The following is a 23,216-nucleotide window of genomic DNA, read 5'->3' on the forward strand; positions in this document are numbered from 1 at the left end:
ATGGTAGTGTGGGGTCTCCCCATGCGAGAGTAGGGAACTGCCAGGCATCAAATAAGTGGAAAGCCCCGTACGAAAGTACGGGGCTTTTTGCTATGGGAAATTTGGGTAATGGCAGAAGATCGAAAACTACTGTTTTTGCTGATTTTCCAGCCACCTGATAACAAATTCTCCAACGTCTTCTATCTTATTTATATTCAAGACGCTAATTGTCGTTGAAATAGTCTCTGATAGACAATCACTAGCCACAGCAACAGCATGAATATCAATTAACTGTTCCAATATTCCCCCTGTTCCTTCCCTGTGCAGCACAATTTTGTCGATCTCTTCATGCTTGAACCCTTCAACGAAGATCATATCCAGTTTATTGCGGTCAAAACGCGTCGCAAGATAGTCTAGGTTTAGATGATCCTGCTCGGGCATTTCTGTCATTAATGCCCATCGGCTGCTGCTGGCAACCATAGTCTGGTCCGCACCCGCTTTACGTAGCTCAAAGCTATCTTTCCCTGGAGTATCAACATCCACATCATGATGTGTATGCTTTATCAGACCGGTTCGTATACCACGTTGACGCAAATAGGGGATAAGCTGCTTCAGCAATGTTGTTTTTCCTGTTCCGCTGTGAGCGACGATCCCAAGCAAGGGAATTTGTTGAGTTATCATATTAAAATATCGTGGTGATTAGCTTTCCAATGTGACACATCTTCAGGCGTGTTGAGATTGGAAAACGCTGTGGATTCGTTGAACAATACTGCTTTTGCGTCAATCTGATGAAAGAAAATCATTAATTTCCTGTCGCCATTTGCGAGATAGGTTTCCAGTACTGGAATCAGATTACGGTTCAGCAGACAAAGTGTCGGATGCCCGCGTTCAGGGTCACAGGCAAAAACTGCCCGTTGCCCGGCCGCTTTGGCTAAAAAGGCTTCGGTAAGATTTAACGGAAAGGCTGGTACGTCACAGGGAACGAACAGTACCCACTCGGTTTTACTGGCAGATAATGCGGCAAGCATTCCTGCAAGGGGGCCCTGAAAATCCTGTGTAATGTCAGGGACCGTCTGGAAATTTCGGCCATATCGTTTCGTGTTTCGGTTACAGCTGATGAGAATATCTCCGACTTGTGGGCGTAATCTTTCGGCAATATGTTCAAATAAGGGTTTACCATTAATTTCGACCAGCCCTTTGTCTTCACCCATCCTGCTCGAACGACCACCCGCTAAAATCACGCCGGTAATGTTATCCTGCCCCATAATATTTACCTGTAAAAATGTCTATATTCCGTTCATTGTAACGCCTTACCTTGCGGTCAGGCAGGTTTAACTGTTACCCGGTCAGCTTGTCCTTTCCCTGAAGAAATAACCCTGTTATTTTTAGGGTCTGCAACTACGTTGAAAGGGAATATCATGAAAGAACATCGCGTAAATGAGTTGATCGAACTGCTGCATCCTGCATGGAAAGAAGATTGCGATCTTAACCTGATGGAGTTTATTCAGAAGCTGGCGACAGAATGTGGTTATCAGGGACCTTTGGGAGAACTGAGTGATGACATGTTGATTTATCACCTGAAAATGCGCGGAACTGACAGCACGACTGAAATCCCAGGTTTAAAGAAAGATTATGAGGATGACTTTAAAACTGCACTTTTACGTGCCCGTGGCGTGATTAAAGATTGATGTAAACTTATGTGAACTTCATGCGAACCGCCAAAAATAGATGATACTATTTCCCATTGTCACTTTTCTGTGCGGCTAACCCGAATGAAGTTATGAACAATTCTGCTTTTAATTTTCAGGCATTGTCGCCGGATCTTATCCTTGATGCGTTAGATAGTATCGGTCTGATTGCTGAGTCCGGCCTCACTGCCTTAAACAGCTATGAGAATCGTGTCTACCAGTTTCTGGGAGAAGACAGAAAACGTTATGTAGTGAAGTTCTACCGGCCGGAGCGCTGGAGTGAAGAACAAATCCACGAAGAGCACCAGTTTTCTCGTGATATGGCTGATGCTGAAATCCCTGCTGTTGCCCCTCTTTCTATTAATAAAGATACACTTCATCACTACCAGGGTTATATGTTCACCGTGTTTCCAAGCGTCGGTGGCCGTCAGTATGAAATAGATAATCTCGATCAGCTGGAATGGGTGGGGCGATTCCTCGGGCGTATCCATCAGGTTGGCAGTGAAAGTCTCTTCACCGCACGCCCGACAATTGGCCTCGATGAATACCTTTCCCGACCACGTGATGTCCTGGCGCAGTGTCCTCTGATCCCCAAAAGCCTGCGAGAGCCTTTTTTAACTGCGACAGATAAACTGATCACGACGACCCGGGAATTCTGGCATACCGACTGGCAGCCTTTGCGCTTACATGGGGATTGCCATCCGGGGAATATTCTCTGGCGAGATGGCCCGCTGTTTGTGGATATGGATGATGCCCGTAATGGTCCGGCAATCCAGGATCTCTGGATGTTGTTACATGGCGACCAAAGTGAGCAAAGGCTTCAGTTAGATATCTTGCTGGAAGCTTATGGAGAGTTTGCTGATTTAGATACCAGTGAACTGTCTTTGATGGAGCCGCTGCGTGCTATGCGCATGGTTTATTATCTGGCCTGGGTCGCCCGTCGCTGGGACGATCCTGCATTTCCTAAGAGCTTCCCCTGGATGCAGGACGAAGATTTTTGGCGTGGTCAGATAGCGGCTTTCACTGAGCAAATTAAGAAATTACAGGCACCTCCTTTACGGCTGATGCCAATGTATTGAGTCACGATTAACGTTCAAGTTTAATTAAATGGAGATAGGCTTTATATGAAAAAGATATTCCTGGCACTGGTTGGTATGGTTATGGCCTTCAGTGTATCTGCAGCGCAATTTTCTGATGGCGCGCAATACGTTACTTTAGATAAAACCGTAGCTAATGAGCCACAGGTACTCGAGTTTTTCTCATTTTATTGCCCGCACTGCTACCAGTTTGAACAAGTCTGGCATGTCTCTGACAGCATCCGTAAGAACCTGCCAAAAGATGTGAAATACACTAAATACCACGTTGAGTTCCTGGGGCCGTTAGGTAAGCAACTAACTCAGGCATGGGCTGTGGCTATTGCTCTGGGTGTTGAAGAAAAAGTCAGCCCGCTGATGTTTGATGCTGTGCAGAAACAGCAGTCGGTACAAAATGCTGATGATATCCGTAAAGTCTTTATTCAGGCGGGTGTTAAGGGCGAAGATTATGATGCCGCACTTAACAGCTTCGTCGTGAAATCACTGGTTGTTCAGCAGGAAAAAGCCGCTGCTGATTTGGGTCTGCAAGGCGTCCCTTCTGTATTTGTGAATGGGAAATACATGGTTAAAAATGACGGACTTGATACCAGCTCAATGGATATGTATGTCAAACAATATTCTGATGTGATCAATTTCTTAGCGACCAAAAAATAAGAATTCCTGATCTCGGCGCCAGCTTTCGGGCTGGCGTTATATTTTCTGAAAAAAATAACAACCAAAATGAGTACCCTATGAAATATAAATAATTTATGCCCGGAATGTTTCCTGTAAATATTACTATCCACAATAGCTATTAAGCTTCTATTACACGACTATTTCATAAAAAAACCGATAACCTGATGAAACCAGTAGTTAAAATTCTGGAGTATTTTCCGGATATGATCAGATAATAATTTACTATAAAAACTATTCACAAAGTTATCCACAGGATGATCCTTCGAGATCCCTCGCAACTTCGCAATGAATTTCCCTCTCAAGGTTCGTCTTTCCCGCTGGCTATGGCATCCTTAGAGCATGTCTGATCACGAATAAAGAAGAGTTATGGCCCAGATAGCAGAAAACCCCTTAATCCTGGTAGACGGTTCGTCTTACCTTTATCGCGCCTATCATGCGTTTCCTCCGCTGACCAACTCTGCGGGTGAACCGACCGGTGCGATGTACGGTGTGCTTAACATGTTGCGCAGTTTATTGCTGCAATACACACCAAGCCATGTCGCTGTGGTTTTTGACGCGAAAGGCAAAACCTTCCGTGACGAACTTTTCGAACAGTATAAATCTCACCGTCCTCCGATGCCGGATGACCTGCGCTCTCAAATTGAGCCTCTTCACCAAATGGTCAAAGCAATGGGGTTGCCTTTGCTGGTGGTCTCTGGTGTAGAAGCGGACGACGTAATCGGTACGCTGGCACTCGAAGCTGAACTGGCGGGTCATGCTGTTCTGATCAGCACCGGTGATAAAGATATGGCGCAGCTCGTGACACCGGGCGTGACATTAATTAATACGATGAACAACGCGATTCTGGGGCCAGATGAAGTTGTCGAGAAGTACGGTGTTCCGCCTTCGCTGATCATCGATTTCCTCGCCCTGATGGGTGACTCCTCGGACAATATTCCAGGCGTGCCGGGCGTGGGGGAGAAAACCGCACAAGCCTTGTTACAAGGCATTGGTGGTCTTGATGCGTTGTATGCCGATCTTGATAAAGTATCGACACTCAGTTTCCGCGGCGCCAAAACCATGGCCGCCAAACTCGCTGATAATAAAGACGTCGCCTATCTCTCTTACCAGCTGGCGACCATTAAAACTGACGTGAAGCTGGATTTAACCTGTGCAGAGCTGACGGTTTCTGAACCTGATGCTGATGAACTGCACAAGCTTTTTGGTCGCTATGAATTCAAACGCTGGCTGGCTGATGTTGAATCCGGTACCTGGCTGAGCGGTAAAAAATCAGCAGGTAAAGCGCCGGCAGCAGCGAAGAAAAGCGCACAGGCTGAAGACACAACTTCAGCAGCAGTGATCGAACCTAACCAGCTTTCTCAGGACGGTTACGTCACCATTTTGGATCAGGCGACGCTGGATGAATGGATCGGTTATCTGAAAGGCTCTGAGGTGTTTGCATTCGATACAGAAACGGATGGTCTGGATACGCTGACCGCCAATCTGATTGGCTTATCTTTTGCTACAGAAGCAGGTAAAGCAGCCTATTTACCGGTTGCTCATGATTATCTGGATGCGCCGGTACAGTTGGATCGTGATGAAGTATTGAAACAGCTCAAGCCGATACTCGAAGATGAAAAGCAGCTGAAAGTGGGTCAGAACCTGAAATTCGACCGCGGCGTGTTACTGCGTTATGACATCGAATTAAAAGGCATTGCCTTTGATACCATGCTCGAGTCCTATGTGCTCGACAGCGTATCTGGCCGCCATGATATGGACAGCCTGGCCGATCGCTATCTCGGCCATAAGACCGTCAGTTTTGAAGAGATCGCAGGTAAAGGCAAGAACCAACTGACCTTCAACCAAATCGCGCTGGAGCAAGCGGCGCCTTATGCGGCGGAAGATGCTGATGTAACATTGCAATTGCATCAGGCACTGTGGCCTCGGATTGCGGAAAGCGAATCCCTGAAGACTGTTTTCACGGATATCGAAATGCCGCTGGTACCTGTGCTGTCTCATATCGAGCGCACTGGCGTTCTGATTGATCAGAATATCCTCGCCGCCCACTCAAAAGAACTGGCTATCCGTCTGAATGAGCTGGAAAACAAGGCACATGAACTGGCAGAAGAACCTTTCAACCTGTCTTCGACCAAACAATTGCAGGCCATTCTGTATGAAAAACAGAAATTACCGATTCTGAAGAAAACGCCGGGTGGCGCGCCATCGACTAATGAAGAAGTTCTGGCTGAGCTGGCTCTGGATTACCCGCTGCCAAAAGTCATTCTTGAATATCGTGGTCTGGCAAAACTGAAATCGACCTATACCGATAAACTGCCATTGATGATCAATCCGCAGTCCGGACGTGTGCACACGTCTTATCATCAGGCAGTGACTGCCACCGGGCGTCTATCTTCCAGTGATCCAAACCTGCAAAATATTCCGGTGCGTAATGACGAAGGTCGCCGCATCCGTCAGGCGTTTATCGCGCCGAAAGACTACATTATTCTCGCTGCCGACTACTCGCAGATTGAACTGCGTATCATGGCGCATTTATCTAAGGATGAAGGTTTGCTGAAAGCGTTCGCCGAGGGGAAAGATATCCACCGCGCGACTGCCGCAGAAGTCTTCGGTACGCCGCTGGAGAAAGTATCCGGTGAGCAACGCCGCAGTGCGAAAGCGATTAACTTCGGCCTGATTTATGGCATGAGCGCCTTTGGTCTGTCGCGCCAGCTAAATATTCCGCGCAAAGAATCCCAGCGTTATATGGATTTGTACTTTGAGCGCTATCCGGGCGTGCTGGAATACATGGAACGCACCCGCACTCAGGCGTCTGAGCAGGGTTACGTTGAAACGCTGGATGGTCGCCGTCTGTATCTGCCAGACATTAAGTCCAGTAACGCCATGCGCCGTAAAGGTGCGGAGCGTGCAGCGATCAACGCCCCGATGCAAGGAACGGCTGCGGATATTATCAAGCGTGCGATGATAAGCGTCGCTGACTGGCTGAAACAACCGGATGCGCCGCGTGCTCGCATTATCATGCAAGTACACGATGAACTGGTGTTTGAAGTGCATAAAGATGATGTGGAAGTGGCAAGCGAAAAAATCCGTAATCTTATGGAAGCAAGCATGACGCTGGCCGTTCCACTGAAAGTAGATGTGGGCACTGGCGAAAACTGGGATCAGGCTCACTAAGTGAATAGTTATTAAGCTTTTTTTGTAATTAAGCTACAGGATTATGTGCTCATACCATGAGAGTGATCGCATAATCCGCGATTTTTGTGTAAGTAAACTACAAAAAGTTCTTTTTCCCCGTCAGAAAATAGGGTAAAGTTTCTCTCGTAGGGTACAGAGGTAAGATGTTCTATCTTTCAGACCTTTTACTTCACGTAATCGGATTTGGCTGAATATTTTAGCCGCCCCAGGCATTTATGTCTGGGGCGTTTTTTATTGGATTTTTCATAGCGTTATACCCATAAAAAAGGGCAACCTTGCGGTCACCCCTTTCTGTTCTTTACTTACATTTCCCCGTTCCCGGGGCGCTACTATTCGCCTTCGTTAGAAAGCTCTTCTTCCTGCACTTCCGGCGGGATTTCGCTGAACCAGGTGTTCAGTTTGTCACTCAGTTTATCCACGCCCATTTTCTTCGGTGAGGAAAATGCCTCTACCTGAATATCACCCATGAATTCTTTCACCGCTTCACGGACCATTTTTATCTGCGCCTGACGTGCGCCTGAAGCCAGTTTGTCGGCTTTAGTCAGCAGCAACATGACCGGCGTACCCACATCAACTGCCCACTGAATCATTTGTTGATCGAGATCTTTAAGCGGATGGCGGATATCCATCAACACAACCAGACCTTTGAGGGAGTTACGCATTTGCAGATATTCGCCCAGCGCGCGCTGCCATTTACGCTTCATTTCTTCCGGTACTTCCGCGTAGCCATAACCCGGCAAGTCGACCAGGCGGATGCCCGGCTTCACTTCGAACAGGTTGATGAGCTGAGTACGGCCAGGCGTTTTACTGGTACGTGCGAGGCTTTTCTGCTGTGTCAGGGTATTCAGCGCACTGGATTTGCCGGCGTTTGAACGACCAGCAAATGCGACTTCAATGCCTGCGTCAGATGGCAAATGCCGGATATCCGGGGCGCTCATGACGAAATGGGTCATATGATAGTTGTAAGTTTGGCTGGTCAAAGCGTGCGTCTCCGTGAGGCATGAGTATCTGGCTGGCGATTATAACTGCAACACAGCCGAGATGCGTTCGTGTTTTTAAAATCCGAATGATGAGGCGAAGGGACCACAGAGATGAAGGCGGGGGAAATTGCCTTCATGATGTAAGACATTTGCTATTCATGATGCGGGTTATTTCGCTTGTTTTGTCGCCGAATTTTTTAATGTTATTCAATTTCAATAAGATAAAATTGATGTCGTTATGAAATCGACAAGACGGCTGGCGGGTATCTTGAGCCTTTGTGCCAGTCGGGTAAAGTATTTCTTACGCGGTGAAGGCGAGAACGGAAACAGGGACGAAAATTGCATTCACGGATCACGGGAAATGCATCGCGATTTAAGGATGAACGGAGCCGGAGGCTCTGAAAGGCAAAGGAAAAACCGGGACGTTGATGCTATACAGGGAAAGTATTTGATGAATATCCTTCTGAGGAAGGAAAGAAAAAGGCAGCAAGGTTACCTTGCTGCCTTTTTTCTTTGCCCGCTTTCTGCTAGATTCCGGCGCAAATCTATACTAAATGTACACACCTAAGAGCAGATGCCATGAAACAGCCAGCGAAAGCACCGCGCGCCAATACCGCGACAGCTAAAACGAAGAAGAAAAGTCGTGTCGAGCTTGATATCGAAGCGCGCGAACGCAAGCGTGACAACAAGCGCCGTGGCCATAAAGCAGGCTCACGCGCCAATCCGGATGCGGCCCAGAACCAAAGCGGCGCGGGCACGAAAAAAGCCGATCCGCGTATCGGTAGCAAAAAAGCCGTGCCTTTGATCGTTGAGACCGTTACGAACAATGCAGCGAAAGCTAAAAAAGCCGCACAGCCGAAGCAAGATGCAAAACCTAAGATGACACCGGAAGAAGAACTGACGTTACTCGAAAATGATGAGCGTCTGGATTCTTTGTTGGATCTCATCGACGATGGCAAAGCATTAAGCGCAGAAGATCAGGCTTATGTTGATCAGACACTTGATCGCATCGACGTTCTGATGGAAATCCTCGGCATCGAACTCGGCGAAGATGAAGATGACGAAGAAGAAGAGAAAAACGAAGACATGATGCAGTTGCTCAAGCGCGGAAATCCAAAAGAAGGTTTCTAAGCTATGCGCTGGGTCATCCCGGCAATAGCCTTACTCTTTGCATGTTATCTGCTTTGGTTATTCGGTAAACTACGCCGGTTATCGAAAACCAAAGCACGTCTGCGCAGAGCGACCTTTGCACGGCAGGCTCAAAGCCTGCCTGTAAAGCGAACCGGTCGCATCCGACGCCGGAAGGAGTGAGTACCCCATGTCAGAACAGACTACCGTCTGGGATTTAGCGCTGATCCAGAAATACAATTATTCGGGTCCGCGATACACATCCTATCCAACAGCACTTGAGTTCAGTGAACGCTACGATAATACCGCTTTCGAAAATGCGGCTGCCCGTTATCCGGCACGCTCGCTCTCATTGTACGTGCACATTCCTTTCTGCCATAAGCTCTGCTACTTCTGCGGCTGCAATAAACTGGTGACCCGCCAGCAGCATAAAGCCGAAGAATATCTCAACGTGCTTGAAAAAGAGATCAGTCACCGTGCACCGCTCTTTAAAGGTCGTCAGGTCAGTCAGCTGCATTGGGGCGGTGGTACTCCGACTTACCTCGATAAAGCGCAGATAAGCCGTCTGATGGGCCTTCTGCGGGCACACTTTGATATCCTGCCCGACGCAGAAATGTCACTGGAGGTAGATCCACGTGAAATTGAGCTTGATGTGCTTGACCATCTGCGCAGCGAAGGCTTTAACCGCCTGAGTATGGGGGTCCAGGATTTCAACAAAGAAGTGCAGCTTCTGGTTAACCGTGAGCAGGATGAAGATTTCATCTTTGCCCTCATTGCACGCGCCCGGGCGCTGGGTTTCAACTCGACTAATATCGATCTGATTTACGGTCTGCCGAAACAGACGGCAGAAAGTTTTGCTTACACGCTGCAGCGTGTGGCAGAGCTCAACCCTGATCGTCTGAGTGTGTTCAATTATGCGCACATGCCAAAATTGTTCGCCGCTCAGCGCAAAATCAAAGATGCTGATTTGCCTGGCGCGGAAGAGAAATTGAAAATTTTGCAGGAAACCATCGCTTCACTGACCGGTTTCGGCTATCGCTTTATCGGGATGGATCACTTTGCTCGCCCTGAAGACGAACTGGCGATTGCCCAGCGCGAAGGCAAATTGCACCGCAATTTCCAGGGCTACACCACACAGGGCGACAGTGATTTGCTGGGAATGGGCGTTTCGGCCATCAGCATGCTCGGCGATACCTACGCGCAGAACGAAAAAGATATCAAAACCTATTACGCTCATGTGGAAGAGCAGGGACATGCCTTATGGCGGGGTCTGGAAATGACGAATGATGACTGCCTTCGTCGTGATGTCATTAAATCTCTGATCTGCCATTTTGAGTTGAATTTTGCTGATATCGAACAGCGTTACGATATTCGTTTTACCGATTATTTTGCTGATGATCTGGCACTGCTGCAGCCGCTGGCTGAAGACGGGCTGGTTGAGGTGAGTGGCACACATATTCAGGTGACACCGCGCGGGCGTTTGCTGATCCGTAATATCTGTATGTGCTTTGATATTTATCTGCGACGTCAGGTGCGCCAGCAACAATTCTCCCGCGTTATCTGACAGTCTGCTCTGCAAATAAAAACAGCCGCATAAGCGGCTGTTTTGCTGTCTGGTGCGAGGACTTTTATTCCATGCCCAGTTCTTTCAGTTTGCGGGTCAGGGTATTTCGCCCCCAGCCCAGCAACCGTGCCGCTTCCTGTTTATGTCCCTGTGTATGGCGCAGCGCCGTGGTCAGTAATGTACGTTCCATTTCAGGTTGCGCTTCTGACAGCAGGTTTTGATGACCGGAACGCAGCGCACGGTCTGCCCATTGTGCCAGCAATGTCGCCCAACTGTCTGGCAGACTCTGACCACCGGTTTCAGGGGCCGAGGTCTCAAACAGTTCGCTGGGTAAATCCTGAATCAGCACTTCCTGACCCGCCGCCATGACGGTGAGCCAGCGGCAGGTGTTTTCCAGCTGGCGCACATTGCCCTGCCATGGCAATCGCGTCAGTGCCGTTTCTGTTTCCGGATGCAGGTTTTTTGCTTCCACACCCAGCTCTTTAGCCGCGACTTGCAGGAAGTAACGCGCCAGACGCGGGATGTCTTCACGACGTTCACGCAGCGGCGGCAGATGGACGCGGATAACGTTCAGGCGGTGGAATAAATCCTCGCGGAATTTCCCTTCCTGAACCCGTAGCTCCAGATTCTGGTGAGTCGCAGCGATAATACGCACGTCCACTTTCACCGGCGCATAACCGCCAACACGATAGAACTGGCCATCTGCCAGCACGCGAAGCAGACGGGTTTGCACATCAAGCGGCATATCCCCGATTTCATCGAGGAACAGCGTGCCGTTATCGGCTTGTTCAAAACGTCCCTGACGGACGGTGTTGGCGCCGGTAAACGCCCCTTTCTCGTGGCCGAATAATTCGGACTCAATCAGGTCTTTCGGGATAGCAGCCATATTCAGCGCGATAAAGGGCGCTTTGGCGCGCGGGCTGTGGCGGTGTAAGGCGTGAGCGACCAGCTCTTTACCGGTACCGGATTCCCCATTAATCAGCACGCTGATTGAAGAACGGGACAAACGGCCGATGATGCGAAATACGTCCTGCATAGCGGGCGCTTCACCGATAATGTCTGCGGTCGGGCCACTCGCAGGCTGGCTGCGTGCCGGTTGCTGTTGTTCCTGATAATGACTGATGGCTCGTTCAACCAGTGCCACGGCTTCATCAATGTCGAACGGTTTTGGCAGATAATCAAACGCACCTTGCTGATAGGCGCTGACTGCAGCATCCAGATCGGAGTGTGCTGTCATTATGATGACCGGAAGCATCGGGTGACGTTGTTTAATCTGCTTTAACAGCGCTAAACCGTCCATCCCGGGCATACGGATATCTGATAACAAAACGTCAGGGGTTTGAGTCGCAATGGCATCAAGCACTTCATTGCCGCTGTCAAACGTGGTGCACGTTAAACCGGCTCCAGTGAGCGCACGTTCAAGTACCCAGCGGATGGAGCTATCGTCATCGACGATCCAGACTATCCCTCGTTGCATAAGAACCTCACTGGCGAATAGGCAGGAATACCGAGAATTCGGTATGTCCTGGCCAACTGTTAAATTCAACTTTACCCGAATGCTGATCAATCAAACTGCGCGCGATGGACAGGCCCAAACCGGTGCCCCCTTCGCGGCCACTGACCATGGGGTAAAAAAGGGTGTCCTGCAAATGCGCCGGTACGCCGGGGCCATCATCTTCAATATCGATACGGGCCACCAGACGATAACGCACGCCGTGTAACGTAATCTGGAAAGCAGTACGCGTGCGTAATGTAATTGTGCCGCCTTCCTCCCCCAGCGCCTGTAATGCGTTGCGGGTGATGTTTAACAAAATCTGTTCTATCTGATCGGGGTCGTGCGCCAGTTCAGGCAGGCTCGGATCATAGTCCCGCACCAGCTGAACGTTATCCGGCTTCTCCATCGAGACCAGTTGGCAAACCCGTTCCGCAACCTGGTGAATACTTTGTGTCACATGCTGGCTCGGACGTTGCGGGCCCAGCAATCTGTCGACCAGATTACGCAGACGGTCAGCCTGCTCAATAATGACTTTCGTATATTCCAGCAAGGCCGGATCGGGCAGCGCTCTGGATAATAATTGTGCTGCGCCACGCAACCCGCCGAGCGGATTCTTGATTTCATGTGCCAGACCGCGGATCAAATCACGCGCAGCAACCTGTTGAGCGTGCTGTAATTGTTCCTGGCTCAGGCGGCGCTGATTATCCATCGGCGCCAGTTCCACCAGAATGAAACCTTCTGGCAGCATCTGTGCGGTCAGCGACAACACATGCGCGCGGCCGTCTACGACCAGCGTCACTTCACTGTCTGTAAAGCCTTGTCCGGCTGTCAGACTTTCACGCATTAATTCGATGTTCAGCGAAAAATATCCCACCAGTTCTGGCAAAGGGGTGCCAAAAAGCTTTCGGGAACTTTGCGCCAGTAACTGCTGAGCTGCCGGATTGGCATAATGCACAGCCAATTCGTCGTCTAACAGCAGAACGCTGTTGATTAAGGAATTCAGGATCTGCCCAGCATCGGGCAGTTTGCCAGTTGCCATACCGCAGTCTCCCGCACCTGATTGGTGCATTTTATCTCGCTACCCGGTGAAATCACGGGTCAGAGGGGTTGAGCAGGAAAGAGTGTGGAGAAAAAAGCCCATCCGGAGATGGGCTGAAAGTTTCCACGGCAACAAATATAAATCGTCTTACTTAATTTTGACGCTGAAGGGTTTGTGAACACAGGCCTTCAGTCGGGTATTACCCTCAGCGCCAGCCCGAAGACGAGCGCTGAGTCCGGTTTAATCGAAAAATTAAACGCTGTAGTACAGTTCGAACTCAACCGGATGCGGAGTCATGCGCACGCGGTCCATTTCTTCTTTACGCAGACCGATATAAGCATCGATAGCGTCGTCAGTGAACACGCCACCACGGGTCAGGAACTCGCGGTCTTCGTTCAGTGCGTTCAGGGCTTCTTCCAGTGAACCTGCAACTTTTGGAATTTCTGCTTCTTCTTCCGGTGGCAGGTCATACAGGTTTTTGTCCATCGCATCGCCAGGGTGGATCTTGTTGATGATACCGTCCAGGCCAGCCATCATCAGTGCAGCAAACGCCAGGTATGGGTTAGCCGCTGGATCAGGGAAACGTGCTTCGATACGCATCGCTTTAGGCGTTGATACGTGTGGAATACGGATGGATGCAGAACGGTTACGCGCAGAGTAAGCCAGCATTACTGGCGCTTCGTAGCCCGGGACCAGACGCTTGTAGGAGTTGGTGGTCGGGTTAGCGTAGGCGTTGATTGCTTTAGCGTGCTTAATGATACCGCCGATGTAGAACAGTGCCATTTCAGACAGGCCGCCGTATTTGTCGCCAGCGAACAGGTTGTTACCGTTCTTGGACAGAGACATGTGGCAGTGCATACCTGAACCGTTATCGCCAAACATTGGTTTTGGCATGAAGGTCGCAGTTTTGCCAAATGCGTGAGCCACGTTGTGAACCACGTATTTGTAGATTTGGATTTCGTCAGCTTTTTTAGTCAGGGTGTTGAAGCGGGTTGCCACTTCGTTCTGACCAGCGGTTGCCACTTCGTGGTGGTGAGCTTCAACAACCAGACCCATTTCTTCCATGGTCAGACACATGGTAGAACGCAGATCCTGGGAGGAGTCGACCGGAGGAACCGGGAAGTAACCGCCTTTTACTGCAGGACGGTGGCCTTTGTTGCCGCCTTCGTATTTGGTGCTCGAGTTCCATGCGCCTTCGATATCATCGATAGCGACGTGAGAACCGGAGATGCTGCTGCCGAAGCGCACATCATCAAACAGGAAGAATTCTGGCTCTGGCCCGAACAGAACGGTGTCCGCGATACCGGAAGAGCGCAGGAAATCTTCTGCACGTTTTGCGGTAGAACGTGGGTCGCGGTCATAACCTTGCAGCGTGGTTGGCTCAAGGATGTCGCAACGAATGATCAGGGTAGTTTCTTCGTAGAATGGGTCAAGAACAGCAGTGCTCGCATCTGGCATCAAGACCATGTCAGATTCGTTAATGCCTTTCCAGCCACCGATTGAAGAGCCGTCAAACATTTTGCCTTCTTCGAAGAAGTCAGCGCTAACCTGGTGCGCAGGAATGGTGACGTGCTGTTCTTTGCCTTTGGTATCAGTGAAGCGTAAATCTACGAATTTCACTTCATGCTCATTCAGCATCGTCAAAACGTGTTCAGCGGACATACTAGTTCTCCCGAATTTCTCATTATCGTCGTGGAACGAATAACCATTTTTGGTCTTTAGTTGGAAATAACAGCCTTACTGGAACTGGCGTGTAGACTGAACAGCGCTATTATTTGTCTGGTCAGGCTCTTCACCCTGTAAAAAATTTTTTACCCTAAAAAACTTTTACTCTAAAAACTATTAGCGAAAACTGTGCCAACTTTGAGAAAATGCAAACAACGCCATTTTACAGGGCTTTTGCACTCGACAAGTATGCACCATAACGGAATTCTCGCACTAAAATGGTGCTAACTGTGAGAGTGAAAGCACTATAATGGTGCGTCATAATGGTTCAGTGGTCTTTTTGCACCGTGAAAGGGATCACAAAGTAGCCATCCATAAGTTGTTTCAACAAGATCCTTGTGATCTTGTTTAGAACCTCGCTTAATACGTGTACAATAGCGCGCTATTTCTAATGCCTGAGGCAAAGCTGTGATCGAAAATTTGCGTAACATCGCCATTATTGCCCACGTTGACCATGGTAAAACCACCCTGGTCGACAAGCTGCTGCAACAATCCGGTACTTTCGGAGAGCGTGTAGAAGCCACTGAACGCGTAATGGACTCCAACGATTTGGAGAAAGAGCGTGGGATTACCATCCTCGCAAAAAACACCGCCATTAATTGGAAAGACTACCGCATCAACATCGTGGATACCCCAGGACACGCCGACTTCGGCGGTGAGGTAGAGCGTGTGATGTCAATGGTCGACTCGGTGCTGCTGGTTGTGGATGCAATGGATGGCCCAATGCCGCAAACCCGTTTCGTGACCAAAAAAGCCTTCGCTAATGGTCTGAAACCGATCGTGGTAATCAACAAGGTTGACCGCCCTGGCGCGCGTCCTGACTGGGTTGTCGATCAGGTCTTCGACCTGTTTGTAAACCTGGACGCAACCGACGAACAACTCGATTTCCCAATCATCTATGCATCAGCATTGATGGGTATCGCGGGTAACGACCATAACGATATGGCCGAAGACATGACCCCGCTGTACCAGGCGATCGTTGACCACGTATCTCCGCCACAAGTTGAGATGGAAGCACCGTTCCAGATGCAAATCTCTCAGCTGGACTACAACAACTATGTTGGCGTCATCGGCATCGGCCGCATCAAACGCGGTACCGTTAAGCCTAACCAGCAAATCACTGTCATCGACAGCGAAGGCAAAACCCGCAACGGTAAAGTCGGTAAAGTTCTGACCCACATGGGTCTTGAGCGTATCGAAGCCACCGTTGCTGAAGCGGGCGACATCATCGCAATCACCGGCCTGGGCGAACTGAACATTTCCGACACAATCTGTGATCCGGCGAATGTTGAAGCTCTGCCTGCGCTGAGCGTTGATGAACCAACAGTAACCATGTACTTCAACGTAAACACCTCTCCGTTCTGTGGTAAAGAAGGTAAGTATGTGACTTCACGTCAGATCCTTGACCGTCTGAACAAAGAGCTGGTGCACAACGTTGCATTGCGTGTTGAAGAAACTGAAGATGCTGATGCATTCCGTGTTTCAGGCCGTGGTGAACTTCACCTGTCGGTTCTGATCGAAAATATGCGTCGTGAAGGTTTCGAGCTGGCGGTTTCCCGTCCTAAAGTAATCAACCGTAAAATCGATGGCCGCATGCAAGAGCCATTCGAGAACGTGACACTGGATATCGAAGAGCAACACCAGGGTTCTGTTATGCAGGCCATGGGTGAGCGTAAAGGCGATGTCAAAGACATGATCCCAGACGGCAAAGGTCGTATCCGTCTTGATTACCTGATCCCAGCACGTGGCCTGATCGGCTTCCGTACCGAATTCATGACCATGACTTCCGGTACCGGTCTGCTGTACTCCACGTTCAGCCACTACGATGACGTTCGTCCGGGCGAAATCGGCCAGCGTCAGAACGGCGTGCTGATCTCCAACGGTCAGGGTAAAGCGGTTGCGTTCGCACTGTTCAGCTTGCAAGACCGCGGTAAATTGTTCCTGGGTCACGGCGCAGAAGTGTATGAAGGCCAGATTATCGGTATTCACTCACGTTCTAACGACCTGACCGTGAACTGCCTGACCGGTAAGAAACTGACTAACATGCGTGCGTCCGGTACTGACGAAGCAACGACTCTGGTTCCTGCTATCAAAATGTCTCTGGAGCAAGCTCTGGAATTCATCGATGATGACGAACTGGTCGAAGTGACTCCTCTGTCTGTGCGTATCCGTAAACGTCACCTGACCGAGAACGATCGTAAACGTGCAATGCGTGGTCCTAAAGAAGGTTAATCTTCTTTAACGTTTGCCGTTACACAGAAACAGGGTGCCTTCGGGTACCCTGTTTTTTTTATGTTTTTTTCTCCTCCGTTCGTTACGCCCCGTCGCGTTGCCCCTGTTCACTTGTACGTTTTACCGCTAAAGTTAACTGTCATCTTTGAAATCAGGAGCGTGCAATGCTGTACATTTTTGATATGGGAAACGTCATTATTGATATTGATTTCAAACGAGTGCTGGGGGTGTGGAGCCATCTGAGTGGCACCCCGCTGGCGACGCTGACCGAGCGGTTTTCAATGGGCGAGGTGTTCCAGAAACACGAGCGTGGTGAAATCAGCGACGAACAGTTTGCTGCCGATTTATGTCATGAAATGGGTATCGCACTAAGCTTTGAACAATTCAGTGCGGGCTGGCATGCGGTGTTTGTTGGTCTGCGTCCTGAGGTCATTGCCCTGTTTCAGAAACTGCGCGAAGAAGGTCATCGTGTCGTCGTGCTTTCTAATACCAACCGCTTACATCTGGATTTCTGGCCTCATCATTATCCTGAAATCGAAGCCAATACCGACGCGATGTACCTCTCGCAAAATTTGGGTATGCGCAAACCGGAGCCCGAAATTTTCCGGCATGTTCTGGAGAAAGAAGGATTCACCGCCGATCAGGCCGTGTTCTTTGATGATGTTGCTGAAAATATCGAAGCCGCCCGGAATGCTGGCATTGAGGCTGTATGGGTAGAAGATAACCAGACGGTACCGAAATACTTTTCCTGAAGGATGTAAGGATGCAGAAAAGGGCACTGAGCCACTACCTAAAATCGTTGTGGAAATTTACGCGCCTGCTTTTAAAGCGTTCGGATAAAGATGGCCTGACGCTTCTGGCGGGCCATCTGGCCTATGTCTCTTTGCTATCGCTCGTGCCGCTGATCGCCGTGGTATTTTCACTTTTTGCATTATTCCCCGTTTTTTCAGAAATCAGCATGCAGCTGAAAACATTCATTTTTTCCAACTTCATGCCAGCGACCGGGAATACAATCCAGCGTTATCTGGAACAGTTTGTTGCCAACTCCAGCAAAATGACGGCCGTAGGCACCTGTGGATTAATCGTCACCGCGCTACTTCTGATAGCCTCGGTAGACAGCGTGCTGAACAAAATCTGGGACAGCAAAACCACGCGTCCGATTGTGTTTTCTTTCGCTGTGTACTGGATGGTGTTAACGCTCGGGCCAATTCTGCTGGTGGCCAGCGTGGCTGTCAGCTCATATCTGCTCTCCCTGAACTGGCTGAACATCAGCGGTGTGCATTCGGTGATCGACCACGCGCTGCGCATTCTGCCCTTGCTGATCTCCTGGGTGACATTCTGGCTGCTCTATCAGGTAGTACCAACGGTCAGAGTGCCGGCAAAAGATGCCCTGATCGGCGCACTGGTCTCCGGCGTATTATTCGAGTTGAGTAAAAAAATCTTCACCTTATACATTCAGCTTTTCCCGTCATATCAGTTGATTTACGGTGTACTGGCGGTGATCCCCATTTTATTTCTCTGGGTCTATGTCAGCTGGTGTATCGTTCTTCTTGGGGCGGAAATTACCGTCACGCTGGGCGAGTACCGTTCTCTAAGAAAATTGCAGTCTGCTCAACATAGGGCAGAAGAATAATCAGTCCGAAGGATTTGTATGATTGCGTTAATTCAGCGGGTATTGAATGCCAGCGTTACGATCGATGGCGAAATCTGTGGCCAGATAGGACCGGGGTTACTGGTTTTACTGGGCGTTGAACAGGGCGATGACGAACAAAAAGCCAAACGCCTTTGTGAACGGGTGATCGGGTACCGAATCTTCGGTGACGAAAATGACAAGATGAATCTGAACGTGCAGCAGGCCGGTGGCAGCCTGCTGGTGGTGTCGCAGTTCACGCTGGCGGCGGACACACAAAAAGGCATGCGTCCTGGGTTCTCGCGCGGGGCTGAGCCACAGGAAGCGGAGCGGTTATATCAGTATTTTTGCGGGCAGTGCCGGGAAAAGGGCATTGCTACCGAAACCGGACGCTTTGCAGCGGATATGAAAGTGGCACTGGTGAACGACGGGCCGGTGACCTTCTGGCTACAAGTCTGATCCATAAGGCATAACGCCGGAGAGAAAGCATCTATGTATCATCTGAGAGTACCGACGACCGAAAAAGAACTGGCCGCCTATTACCGATTCCGTTGGGAAATGCTGCGTAAACCGTTGCATCAGCCGGAGGGTTCAGAGCGTGATGCCTACGATTCCATCGCACATCACCAGATGGTAGTTGATGAGGAGGGCGAACCGGTGGCGGTTGGCCGTTTATACATCAATGCCGATAATGAAGCCTCTATCCGCTTTCTGGCGGTTGATCCAAATGTACAAGACAAAGGGCTGGGAACGCTGGTCGCGATGACCCTGGAGTCTGTGGCGCGTCAGGAAGGGGTGAAACGAGTGGTCTGTAGCGCCCGCGAAGATGCCGTGGATTTCTTTGCCAAACTGGGTTTTGTGAATCAGGGCGAAATCACCACGCCGCAAACAACCCCGGTTCGCCACTTCCTGATGATAAAACCCATCGAAACGCTGGATGATATTCTGCATCGCCCTGACTGGTGCGGTCAGCTTCAGCAGGCCTGGTATGACCACATCCCGCTCAGTGAAAAAATGGGCGTGCGTATCAGTCAGTACACCGGCCAGCGATTTGTCACCACGATGCCGGAAACGGGCAACCAGAATCCGCACCATACATTGTTCGCTGGCAGTTTGTTTTCGCTGGCAACGCTGACCGGCTGGGGGCTGATCTGGCTGCTGCTGCGTGAGCGCCATCTGGGCGGCACCATTGTGCTGGCGGATGCGCATATCCGTTACAGCATGCCGGTGACCGGCAGGCCGCGTGCCGTTGCCGACCTGGGCTCTGTCCGCGGTGATCTCGACCGTCTGGCTCGCGGGCGGAAAGCACGCGTGCAACTCGAAGTGAATTTATACGGCGATGAGACAGACGGCGCGGTGTTTGAAGGCACCTATCTGGTATTGCCCGCCGCGCCCGGCGCACCGCTGGAGCCTGAAATTAACTGATTGGTTTCTACCCAAAATAAAAGGCACCGCCATTGCGGTGCCTTTTGCATTTTTGGTGATGCCTGGATTAAGGAGTAGCAGATGCTGGCGTACCGGAAACCAACCCGTTTACCATTCTCTGGTCAATTGTCTGGCTGCCGTTTATCTGCAATGTCCCGCTGAGCGTGGGTTTGTAATCCACGTTTGCCGGCATCTGTCCTTGCAGATTCAGCTGCATATTAGCGTTACCTTCCAGCGCCACATGTGGCCATCCCCAGTTTTCCAGCTGATTCGCCGGTACTGAGCGGGCGGTCATCTTCACAGAGAAATGGCGCTGCGGCTGCTGATCAACCGTCGCACTGGCTTCCAGCAATCCTTCTTTGGTAAAGGCGCTCAGCTCAGAAATATTCACCTGACGGTCGTTCGCCTCCAGGGTGATGGAAGGACGGCGCACGTCATTGCGGTTAAATGTGGCTTCACTTGCATTCAGATTCAGCTTACCGCTCCAGATCCCCCACTGATGATTACGCGCCAGCAACAGATTGTTGCCGAGGCCATCAAGTGCCGTCAGCTGGAAGGGGAACTGCGGATTGATATCAATAATCAGGTTCCGGTTAGCAATGAACCGGCTGATAAAGACTTCAGACAGCGAATCCGGCAGTGCCTGATTCCAGAGTTGTTTCCAGTTTTCCGGCAAGGTGTATTCCAGCCCCGCAACAGACACTTCATCAAGCTGAAGGCGTTTGTTGGCGCGCAGCCAGTTGCCGGTCGTGCGCAATAAACTGCGCTCCCAGCGCGCCGTAGCTTGTTTGATCGCAATGCCCTGCGGCGAAAGGTCGAGGCTGATGATCGGATCCTGAATATGCAGGTTTCCATCAATCATATCCGTCGCATTCAGGGTGATTTCGCCGTCATCACTTTGCCAGTCGCCTTTTTCGAGCGTCAGATCCTGCACGGACAAATCAACGTCGCTGAATGCCCAGTCTGTTCCCTGCAAACGCGCGTCGATCAGATCAAGTCGCTGAATAGTCACTTTTGGCAGGGTCTGGAAGTCGTCGAAGAAAGCAGAAAGCGGTTTGGATGTTTGCAGACGCACATTGCTCAGCCGCAGGTTTTCTATGTTCCAGCTGCCATCGGCGGCCTGCGTCGCTTTACCCGTTAACTGACCGCGAGCCAGATCGCCGCCAAAATTACTCAGCGTCAGATTCTTATTATTGATGTTGCCCTGAATCAGCACATTTTCGGCCGGCAGTCCGTTGACCGTCAGGCTGGCGGCGCTCAGCTGGAAGTCAGCTTTATCGCCTAAAAGCTGATTGGGTTTTGGCTGCCACGGCGAAATACCGGCGTTAATCTGCTGACCCTGAATGTCTAAGCCAGCGGTATTGCCGGTGAGCGCCATTTTACTCAGTTGCAGGGTATTGGCCTGCAATGGCAAATTCATTGACGAAGGACTGACATTGAGGCGTCCGCTGACCAGCACGACGCGATCGAAAAAGCGTGGCTCGGTGATCTGACGCCAGCTTAAATCCAGATCAACTTCACCGGCATTCAGCACTTCCGGCTGATTCTTCTGCCCGAAGATGACATTGGTTAACGTCACCCGACCCGGCGACGACCAGTTATGGTCGAGTTTCTCCACGGAGAGACGGTACTCGCTGTTATTGCTGACCCAGCGGCTGACCCAGCCAGCAGCCCAGCGGGTTTGTAATAGGACGTACACCAGCACGATCGCCAGCACCAGAAGTAAGGCGAACGTCAGCAAAATTTTACCGATAAATCTCATCGTCTGGAGCCCTGTAACGGGAAAATGGAAAAAGATTCTTTGTTTATGCCGCAAACAGCGAATTTTCTCAACAGGTTAGCCAAATGGAGGCAATAAAAAGCGGCAGAGGTTCCAGACCCTCTGCCGCTGTTGCACGCGGATTACATCCTGCTTTTACTTCTCGTGAGGGAAAACCAGATTCAGAACAATCGCAGTAATGCCGCCCGCTGCAATGCCAGAAGAGAGAAGGGTTTTCAGCCAGTCCGGTGCGAATTGCAGGATCAGCGGCTGCTGAGAAACACCCATACCGACGGCGAGAGAAAGCGCCATGATCATAATCGCGCGGCGATTCAGACGCTCGCGGGAAACAATGCGCACACCCGAAGCGGCAATGGTACCGAACATCACGATGGTCGCGCCGCCCAGTACCGGTTCAGGAATATGCTGCACAAATCCCGCAACAGCCGGGAACAGCCCGAGGATGATCAGCATCAGCGCGACCACAAAACCGACATAGCGGCTGGCAACGCCGGTCAGTTGAATGACGCCGTTGTTCTGCCCGAAGCAGGAATTCGGGAAGGTGTTAAATACAGCAGAAAGCATCGAGTTCAGGCCATTGGCCAGAACGCCGCCTTTGATGCGCTTCATGTACAGCGGGCCGCTGACCGGTTGCTCAGAAACGTCCGAGGTTGCGGTAATATCACCGATGGTTTCCAGCGATGTCACCATGAAAATCAGCATCAGCGGGATCAGCAAATTCCAGTCAAAACCCAGTCCGTAATACAGCGGCGTTGGTAATGTTATCCAGTTGCTTTGCGCGGCTGGCGCAACGGTTGGCAACATGCCCGTCATCCAGGCCACCAGATAACCCACCGCCATGGCGATAACCAGAGAGGCGACACGCAGGTAAGGGTTACGTTGACGGTTCAGCAGAACAATCACTACCAGCACGACGGCAGCCAGCAGCAGATTTTTCGGTGCCCCGAATGTGTGATCGCTCATGGCCGCATAACCGCCGCCGATAGACGTCAGACCGACCTGAATCAGCGACAGCCCGATAATCATCACCACGATGCCGGAAACCAGCGGCGTAATGATGCGGCGTGCGAGATGCAGGAAACGGGAAAGAATGATTTCAGTGCAGGAAGCCAGCATCAGGGTGCCGAACAGCGCCGCCATCATGGTCGACACATCCGCACCGCCATTTTTCAGCGCCATTCCGCCCATGATCAGCGGCGCAACAAAGTTAAAGCTGGTGCCCTGAATCGAGAGTAAACCCGAGCCGACCGGTCCCCAGGTTTTAATCTGCAAAATAGAAGCCAGGCCGGAGGCGAACAGCGACATGCTGATGATGTGCTGCGTGTCCTGCGCAGGCAAACCCAGCGCCTGGCAAATCAGTAGTGCTGGTGTGATTACCGCAACAAACATCGCCAGCAAATGCTGACAGGCGGCGAATAACGTTTGAGGTAATGGCGGGCGGTCCTCGAGCCGGTAAATCAGTTCACTTTTTTGCTGGCGGGAAAGATCGGGTTGCTGTGTTTCTTGTTCTGCGGTTTGCGAACTCATGCTGTGGCATTCCAATAAGCGGCAAAGCGGGCATTTTTATTGAAATTAACGACAAAAGCAATC

General features: G+C 50.5%; 20 protein-coding genes. 12 read left to right on the forward strand and 8 right to left on the reverse strand.

The features are described 5' to 3' along the window. Positions 1-126: 126 nt before the first annotated feature. Together mobB and mobA are read right to left on the reverse strand one after the other, a co-directional pair. Positions 127-660, reverse strand: coding sequence for a molybdopterin-guanine dinucleotide biosynthesis protein MobB (gene mobB / locus ABIC79_RS23165; protein WP_037035576.1), 534 nt, complete (start codon positions 658-660; stop codon positions 127-129). Continuing rightward, positions 657-1,244, reverse strand: coding sequence for a molybdenum cofactor guanylyltransferase MobA (gene mobA, locus ABIC79_RS23170; RefSeq protein WP_037035575.1), 588 nt, complete (start codon positions 1,242-1,244; stop codon positions 657-659). Before mobA ends, mobB begins: the two co-directional genes overlap by 4 nt. Before the next feature lie 153 nt (positions 1,245-1,397). Between mobA and ABIC79_RS23175 the strand changes: the two genes are divergently transcribed. The 5 genes from ABIC79_RS23175 to spfP all read left to right on the forward strand — a co-directional run bounded on the left by ABIC79_RS23175 (position 1,398) and on the right by spfP (position 6,819). Continuing rightward, positions 1,398-1,667 (forward strand): YihD family protein, encoded by a 270-nt coding sequence (locus ABIC79_RS23175; RefSeq protein ID WP_013577661.1) that lies wholly within the window; start codon positions 1,398-1,400, stop codon positions 1,665-1,667. A gap of 92 nt (positions 1,668-1,759) precedes the next feature. Next, the gene (locus ABIC79_RS23180) at positions 1,760-2,746 is read left to right on the forward strand and encodes a serine/threonine protein kinase (protein ID WP_121020216.1); all 987 of its coding nucleotides are present in this window, start codon (positions 1,760-1,762) and stop codon (positions 2,744-2,746) included. 45 nt (positions 2,747-2,791) lie between these two features. After that, complete coding sequence (gene dsbA / locus ABIC79_RS23185; RefSeq protein WP_013577659.1) at positions 2,792-3,415, forward strand: thiol:disulfide interchange protein DsbA; 624 nt, start codon at positions 2,792-2,794, stop codon at positions 3,413-3,415. A gap of 387 nt (positions 3,416-3,802) precedes the next feature. Then, the gene (polA, locus tag ABIC79_RS23190; protein ID WP_121020215.1) at positions 3,803-6,607 is read left to right on the forward strand and encodes a DNA polymerase I; all 2,805 of its coding nucleotides are present in this window, start codon (positions 3,803-3,805) and stop codon (positions 6,605-6,607) included. A 164-nt stretch (positions 6,608-6,771) separates the two neighbouring features. Further along, the gene (spfP, locus tag ABIC79_RS25690) at positions 6,772-6,819 is read left to right on the forward strand and encodes a small protein SpfP (protein WP_071892919.1); all 48 of its coding nucleotides are present in this window, start codon (positions 6,772-6,774) and stop codon (positions 6,817-6,819) included. A 138-nt stretch (positions 6,820-6,957) separates the two neighbouring features. Here the strand turns inward: spfP and yihA are convergent, their stop codons facing one another. After that, the gene (gene yihA / locus ABIC79_RS23195) at positions 6,958-7,608 is read right to left on the reverse strand and encodes a ribosome biogenesis GTP-binding protein YihA/YsxC (protein ID WP_013577657.1); all 651 of its coding nucleotides are present in this window, start codon (positions 7,606-7,608) and stop codon (positions 6,958-6,960) included. Between the two features lie 579 nt (positions 7,609-8,187). On the opposite strand from yihA, the gene yihI reads away from it, so the two are divergent. Together yihI and hemN are read left to right on the forward strand one after the other, a co-directional pair. After that, positions 8,188-8,739, forward strand: a complete 552-nt coding sequence (yihI, locus tag ABIC79_RS23200) for a Der GTPase-activating protein YihI (RefSeq protein WP_119262207.1) — start codon at positions 8,188-8,190, stop codon at positions 8,737-8,739. A 187-nt stretch (positions 8,740-8,926) separates the two neighbouring features. Next, positions 8,927-10,300: an oxygen-independent coproporphyrinogen III oxidase gene (gene hemN / locus ABIC79_RS23205; RefSeq protein ID WP_121020214.1), complete on the forward strand. Its 1,374-nt coding sequence runs from the start codon at positions 8,927-8,929 to the stop codon at positions 10,298-10,300. 64 nt (positions 10,301-10,364) lie between these two features. Here the strand turns inward: hemN and glnG are convergent, their stop codons facing one another. The 3 genes from glnG to glnA all read right to left on the reverse strand — a co-directional run bounded on the left by glnG (position 10,365) and on the right by glnA (position 14,496). Further along, the gene (gene glnG, locus ABIC79_RS23210) at positions 10,365-11,777 is read right to left on the reverse strand and encodes a nitrogen regulation protein NR(I) (protein ID WP_013577654.1); all 1,413 of its coding nucleotides are present in this window, start codon (positions 11,775-11,777) and stop codon (positions 10,365-10,367) included. A 7-nt stretch (positions 11,778-11,784) separates the two neighbouring features. Then, positions 11,785-12,834, reverse strand: coding sequence for a nitrogen regulation protein NR(II) (gene glnL, locus ABIC79_RS23215; protein WP_013577653.1), 1,050 nt, complete (start codon positions 12,832-12,834; stop codon positions 11,785-11,787). Between the two features lie 252 nt (positions 12,835-13,086). Then, positions 13,087-14,496, reverse strand: a complete 1,410-nt coding sequence (gene glnA, locus ABIC79_RS23220; RefSeq protein WP_013577652.1) for a glutamate--ammonia ligase — start codon at positions 14,494-14,496, stop codon at positions 13,087-13,089. 471 nt (positions 14,497-14,967) lie between these two features. Here glnA and typA point away from each other — a divergent pair, with 471 nt between their 5' ends. The 5 genes from typA to fabY all read left to right on the forward strand — a co-directional run bounded on the left by typA (position 14,968) and on the right by fabY (position 19,846). Continuing rightward, positions 14,968-16,791: a ribosome-dependent GTPase TypA gene (typA, locus tag ABIC79_RS23225; protein ID WP_013577651.1), complete on the forward strand. Its 1,824-nt coding sequence runs from the start codon at positions 14,968-14,970 to the stop codon at positions 16,789-16,791. Between the two features lie 164 nt (positions 16,792-16,955). Continuing rightward, positions 16,956-17,543 carry a glucose-1-phosphatase gene (gene yihX, locus ABIC79_RS23230; protein WP_013577650.1) on the forward strand — a complete coding sequence of 196 codons (588 nt, stop codon included), beginning with the start codon at positions 16,956-16,958 and terminating at the stop codon, positions 17,541-17,543. 11 nt (positions 17,544-17,554) lie between these two features. Next, a complete protein-coding gene (locus ABIC79_RS23235; RefSeq protein ID WP_013577649.1) occupies positions 17,555-18,424 on the forward strand; it encodes a virulence factor BrkB family protein in 870 nt (289 codons plus the stop codon). Between the two features lie 18 nt (positions 18,425-18,442). After that, positions 18,443-18,880, forward strand: coding sequence for a D-aminoacyl-tRNA deacylase (gene dtd / locus ABIC79_RS23240; RefSeq protein WP_013577648.1), 438 nt, complete (start codon positions 18,443-18,445; stop codon positions 18,878-18,880). Between the two features lie 33 nt (positions 18,881-18,913). Beyond that, the gene (fabY, locus tag ABIC79_RS23245; protein ID WP_013577647.1) at positions 18,914-19,846 is read left to right on the forward strand and encodes a fatty acid biosynthesis protein FabY; all 933 of its coding nucleotides are present in this window, start codon (positions 18,914-18,916) and stop codon (positions 19,844-19,846) included. Between the two features lie 67 nt (positions 19,847-19,913). Here fabY and ABIC79_RS23250 read toward each other — a convergent pair whose 3' ends face one another. Beyond that, positions 19,914-21,608, reverse strand: a complete 1,695-nt coding sequence (locus ABIC79_RS23250; protein WP_112197357.1) for an AsmA family protein — start codon at positions 21,606-21,608, stop codon at positions 19,914-19,916. 153 nt (positions 21,609-21,761) lie between these two features. Then, positions 21,762-23,153, reverse strand: a complete 1,392-nt coding sequence (locus ABIC79_RS23255; protein WP_250981274.1) for a nucleobase:cation symporter-2 family protein — start codon at positions 23,151-23,153, stop codon at positions 21,762-21,764. Positions 23,154-23,216: the final 63 nt, after the last annotated feature.

This window comes from Rahnella sp. 2050 (assembly GCF_040544515.1).
Taxonomy (GTDB): Bacteria; Pseudomonadota; Gammaproteobacteria; order Enterobacterales; family Enterobacteriaceae; genus Rahnella; species Rahnella aceris.

What these genes read in the sequence shown, in the direction of transcription:
- mobB (WP_037035576.1), bottom strand. Translation starts at nt 660, where the DNA reads ATGATAACTCAACAAATTCCCTTGCTTGGGATCGTCGCTCACAGCGGA.
- mobA (WP_037035575.1), bottom strand. Translation starts at nt 1,244, where the DNA reads ATGGGGCAGGATAACATTACCGGCGTGATTTTAGCGGGTGGTCGTTCG.
- ABIC79_RS23175 (WP_013577661.1), top strand. Translation starts at nt 1,398, where the DNA reads ATGAAAGAACATCGCGTAAATGAGTTGATCGAACTGCTGCATCCTGCA.
- ABIC79_RS23180 (WP_121020216.1), top strand. Translation starts at nt 1,760, where the DNA reads ATGAACAATTCTGCTTTTAATTTTCAGGCATTGTCGCCGGATCTTATC.
- dsbA (WP_013577659.1), top strand. Translation starts at nt 2,792, where the DNA reads ATGAAAAAGATATTCCTGGCACTGGTTGGTATGGTTATGGCCTTCAGT.
- polA (WP_121020215.1), top strand. Translation starts at nt 3,803, where the DNA reads ATGGCCCAGATAGCAGAAAACCCCTTAATCCTGGTAGACGGTTCGTCT.
- yihI (WP_119262207.1), top strand. Translation starts at nt 8,188, where the DNA reads ATGAAACAGCCAGCGAAAGCACCGCGCGCCAATACCGCGACAGCTAAA.
- hemN (WP_121020214.1), top strand. Translation starts at nt 8,927, where the DNA reads ATGTCAGAACAGACTACCGTCTGGGATTTAGCGCTGATCCAGAAATAC.
- glnG (WP_013577654.1), bottom strand. Translation starts at nt 11,777, where the DNA reads ATGCAACGAGGGATAGTCTGGATCGTCGATGACGATAGCTCCATCCGC.
- glnL (WP_013577653.1), bottom strand. Translation starts at nt 12,834, where the DNA reads ATGGCAACTGGCAAACTGCCCGATGCTGGGCAGATCCTGAATTCCTTA.
- glnA (WP_013577652.1), bottom strand. Translation starts at nt 14,496, where the DNA reads ATGTCCGCTGAACACGTTTTGACGATGCTGAATGAGCATGAAGTGAAA.
- yihX (WP_013577650.1), top strand. Translation starts at nt 16,956, where the DNA reads ATGCTGTACATTTTTGATATGGGAAACGTCATTATTGATATTGATTTC.
- ABIC79_RS23235 (WP_013577649.1), top strand. Translation starts at nt 17,555, where the DNA reads ATGCAGAAAAGGGCACTGAGCCACTACCTAAAATCGTTGTGGAAATTT.
- dtd (WP_013577648.1), top strand. Translation starts at nt 18,443, where the DNA reads ATGATTGCGTTAATTCAGCGGGTATTGAATGCCAGCGTTACGATCGAT.
- fabY (WP_013577647.1), top strand. Translation starts at nt 18,914, where the DNA reads ATGTATCATCTGAGAGTACCGACGACCGAAAAAGAACTGGCCGCCTAT.
- ABIC79_RS23250 (WP_112197357.1), bottom strand. Translation starts at nt 21,608, where the DNA reads ATGAGATTTATCGGTAAAATTTTGCTGACGTTCGCCTTACTTCTGGTG.
- ABIC79_RS23255 (WP_250981274.1), bottom strand. Translation starts at nt 23,153, where the DNA reads ATGAGTTCGCAAACCGCAGAACAAGAAACACAGCAACCCGATCTTTCC.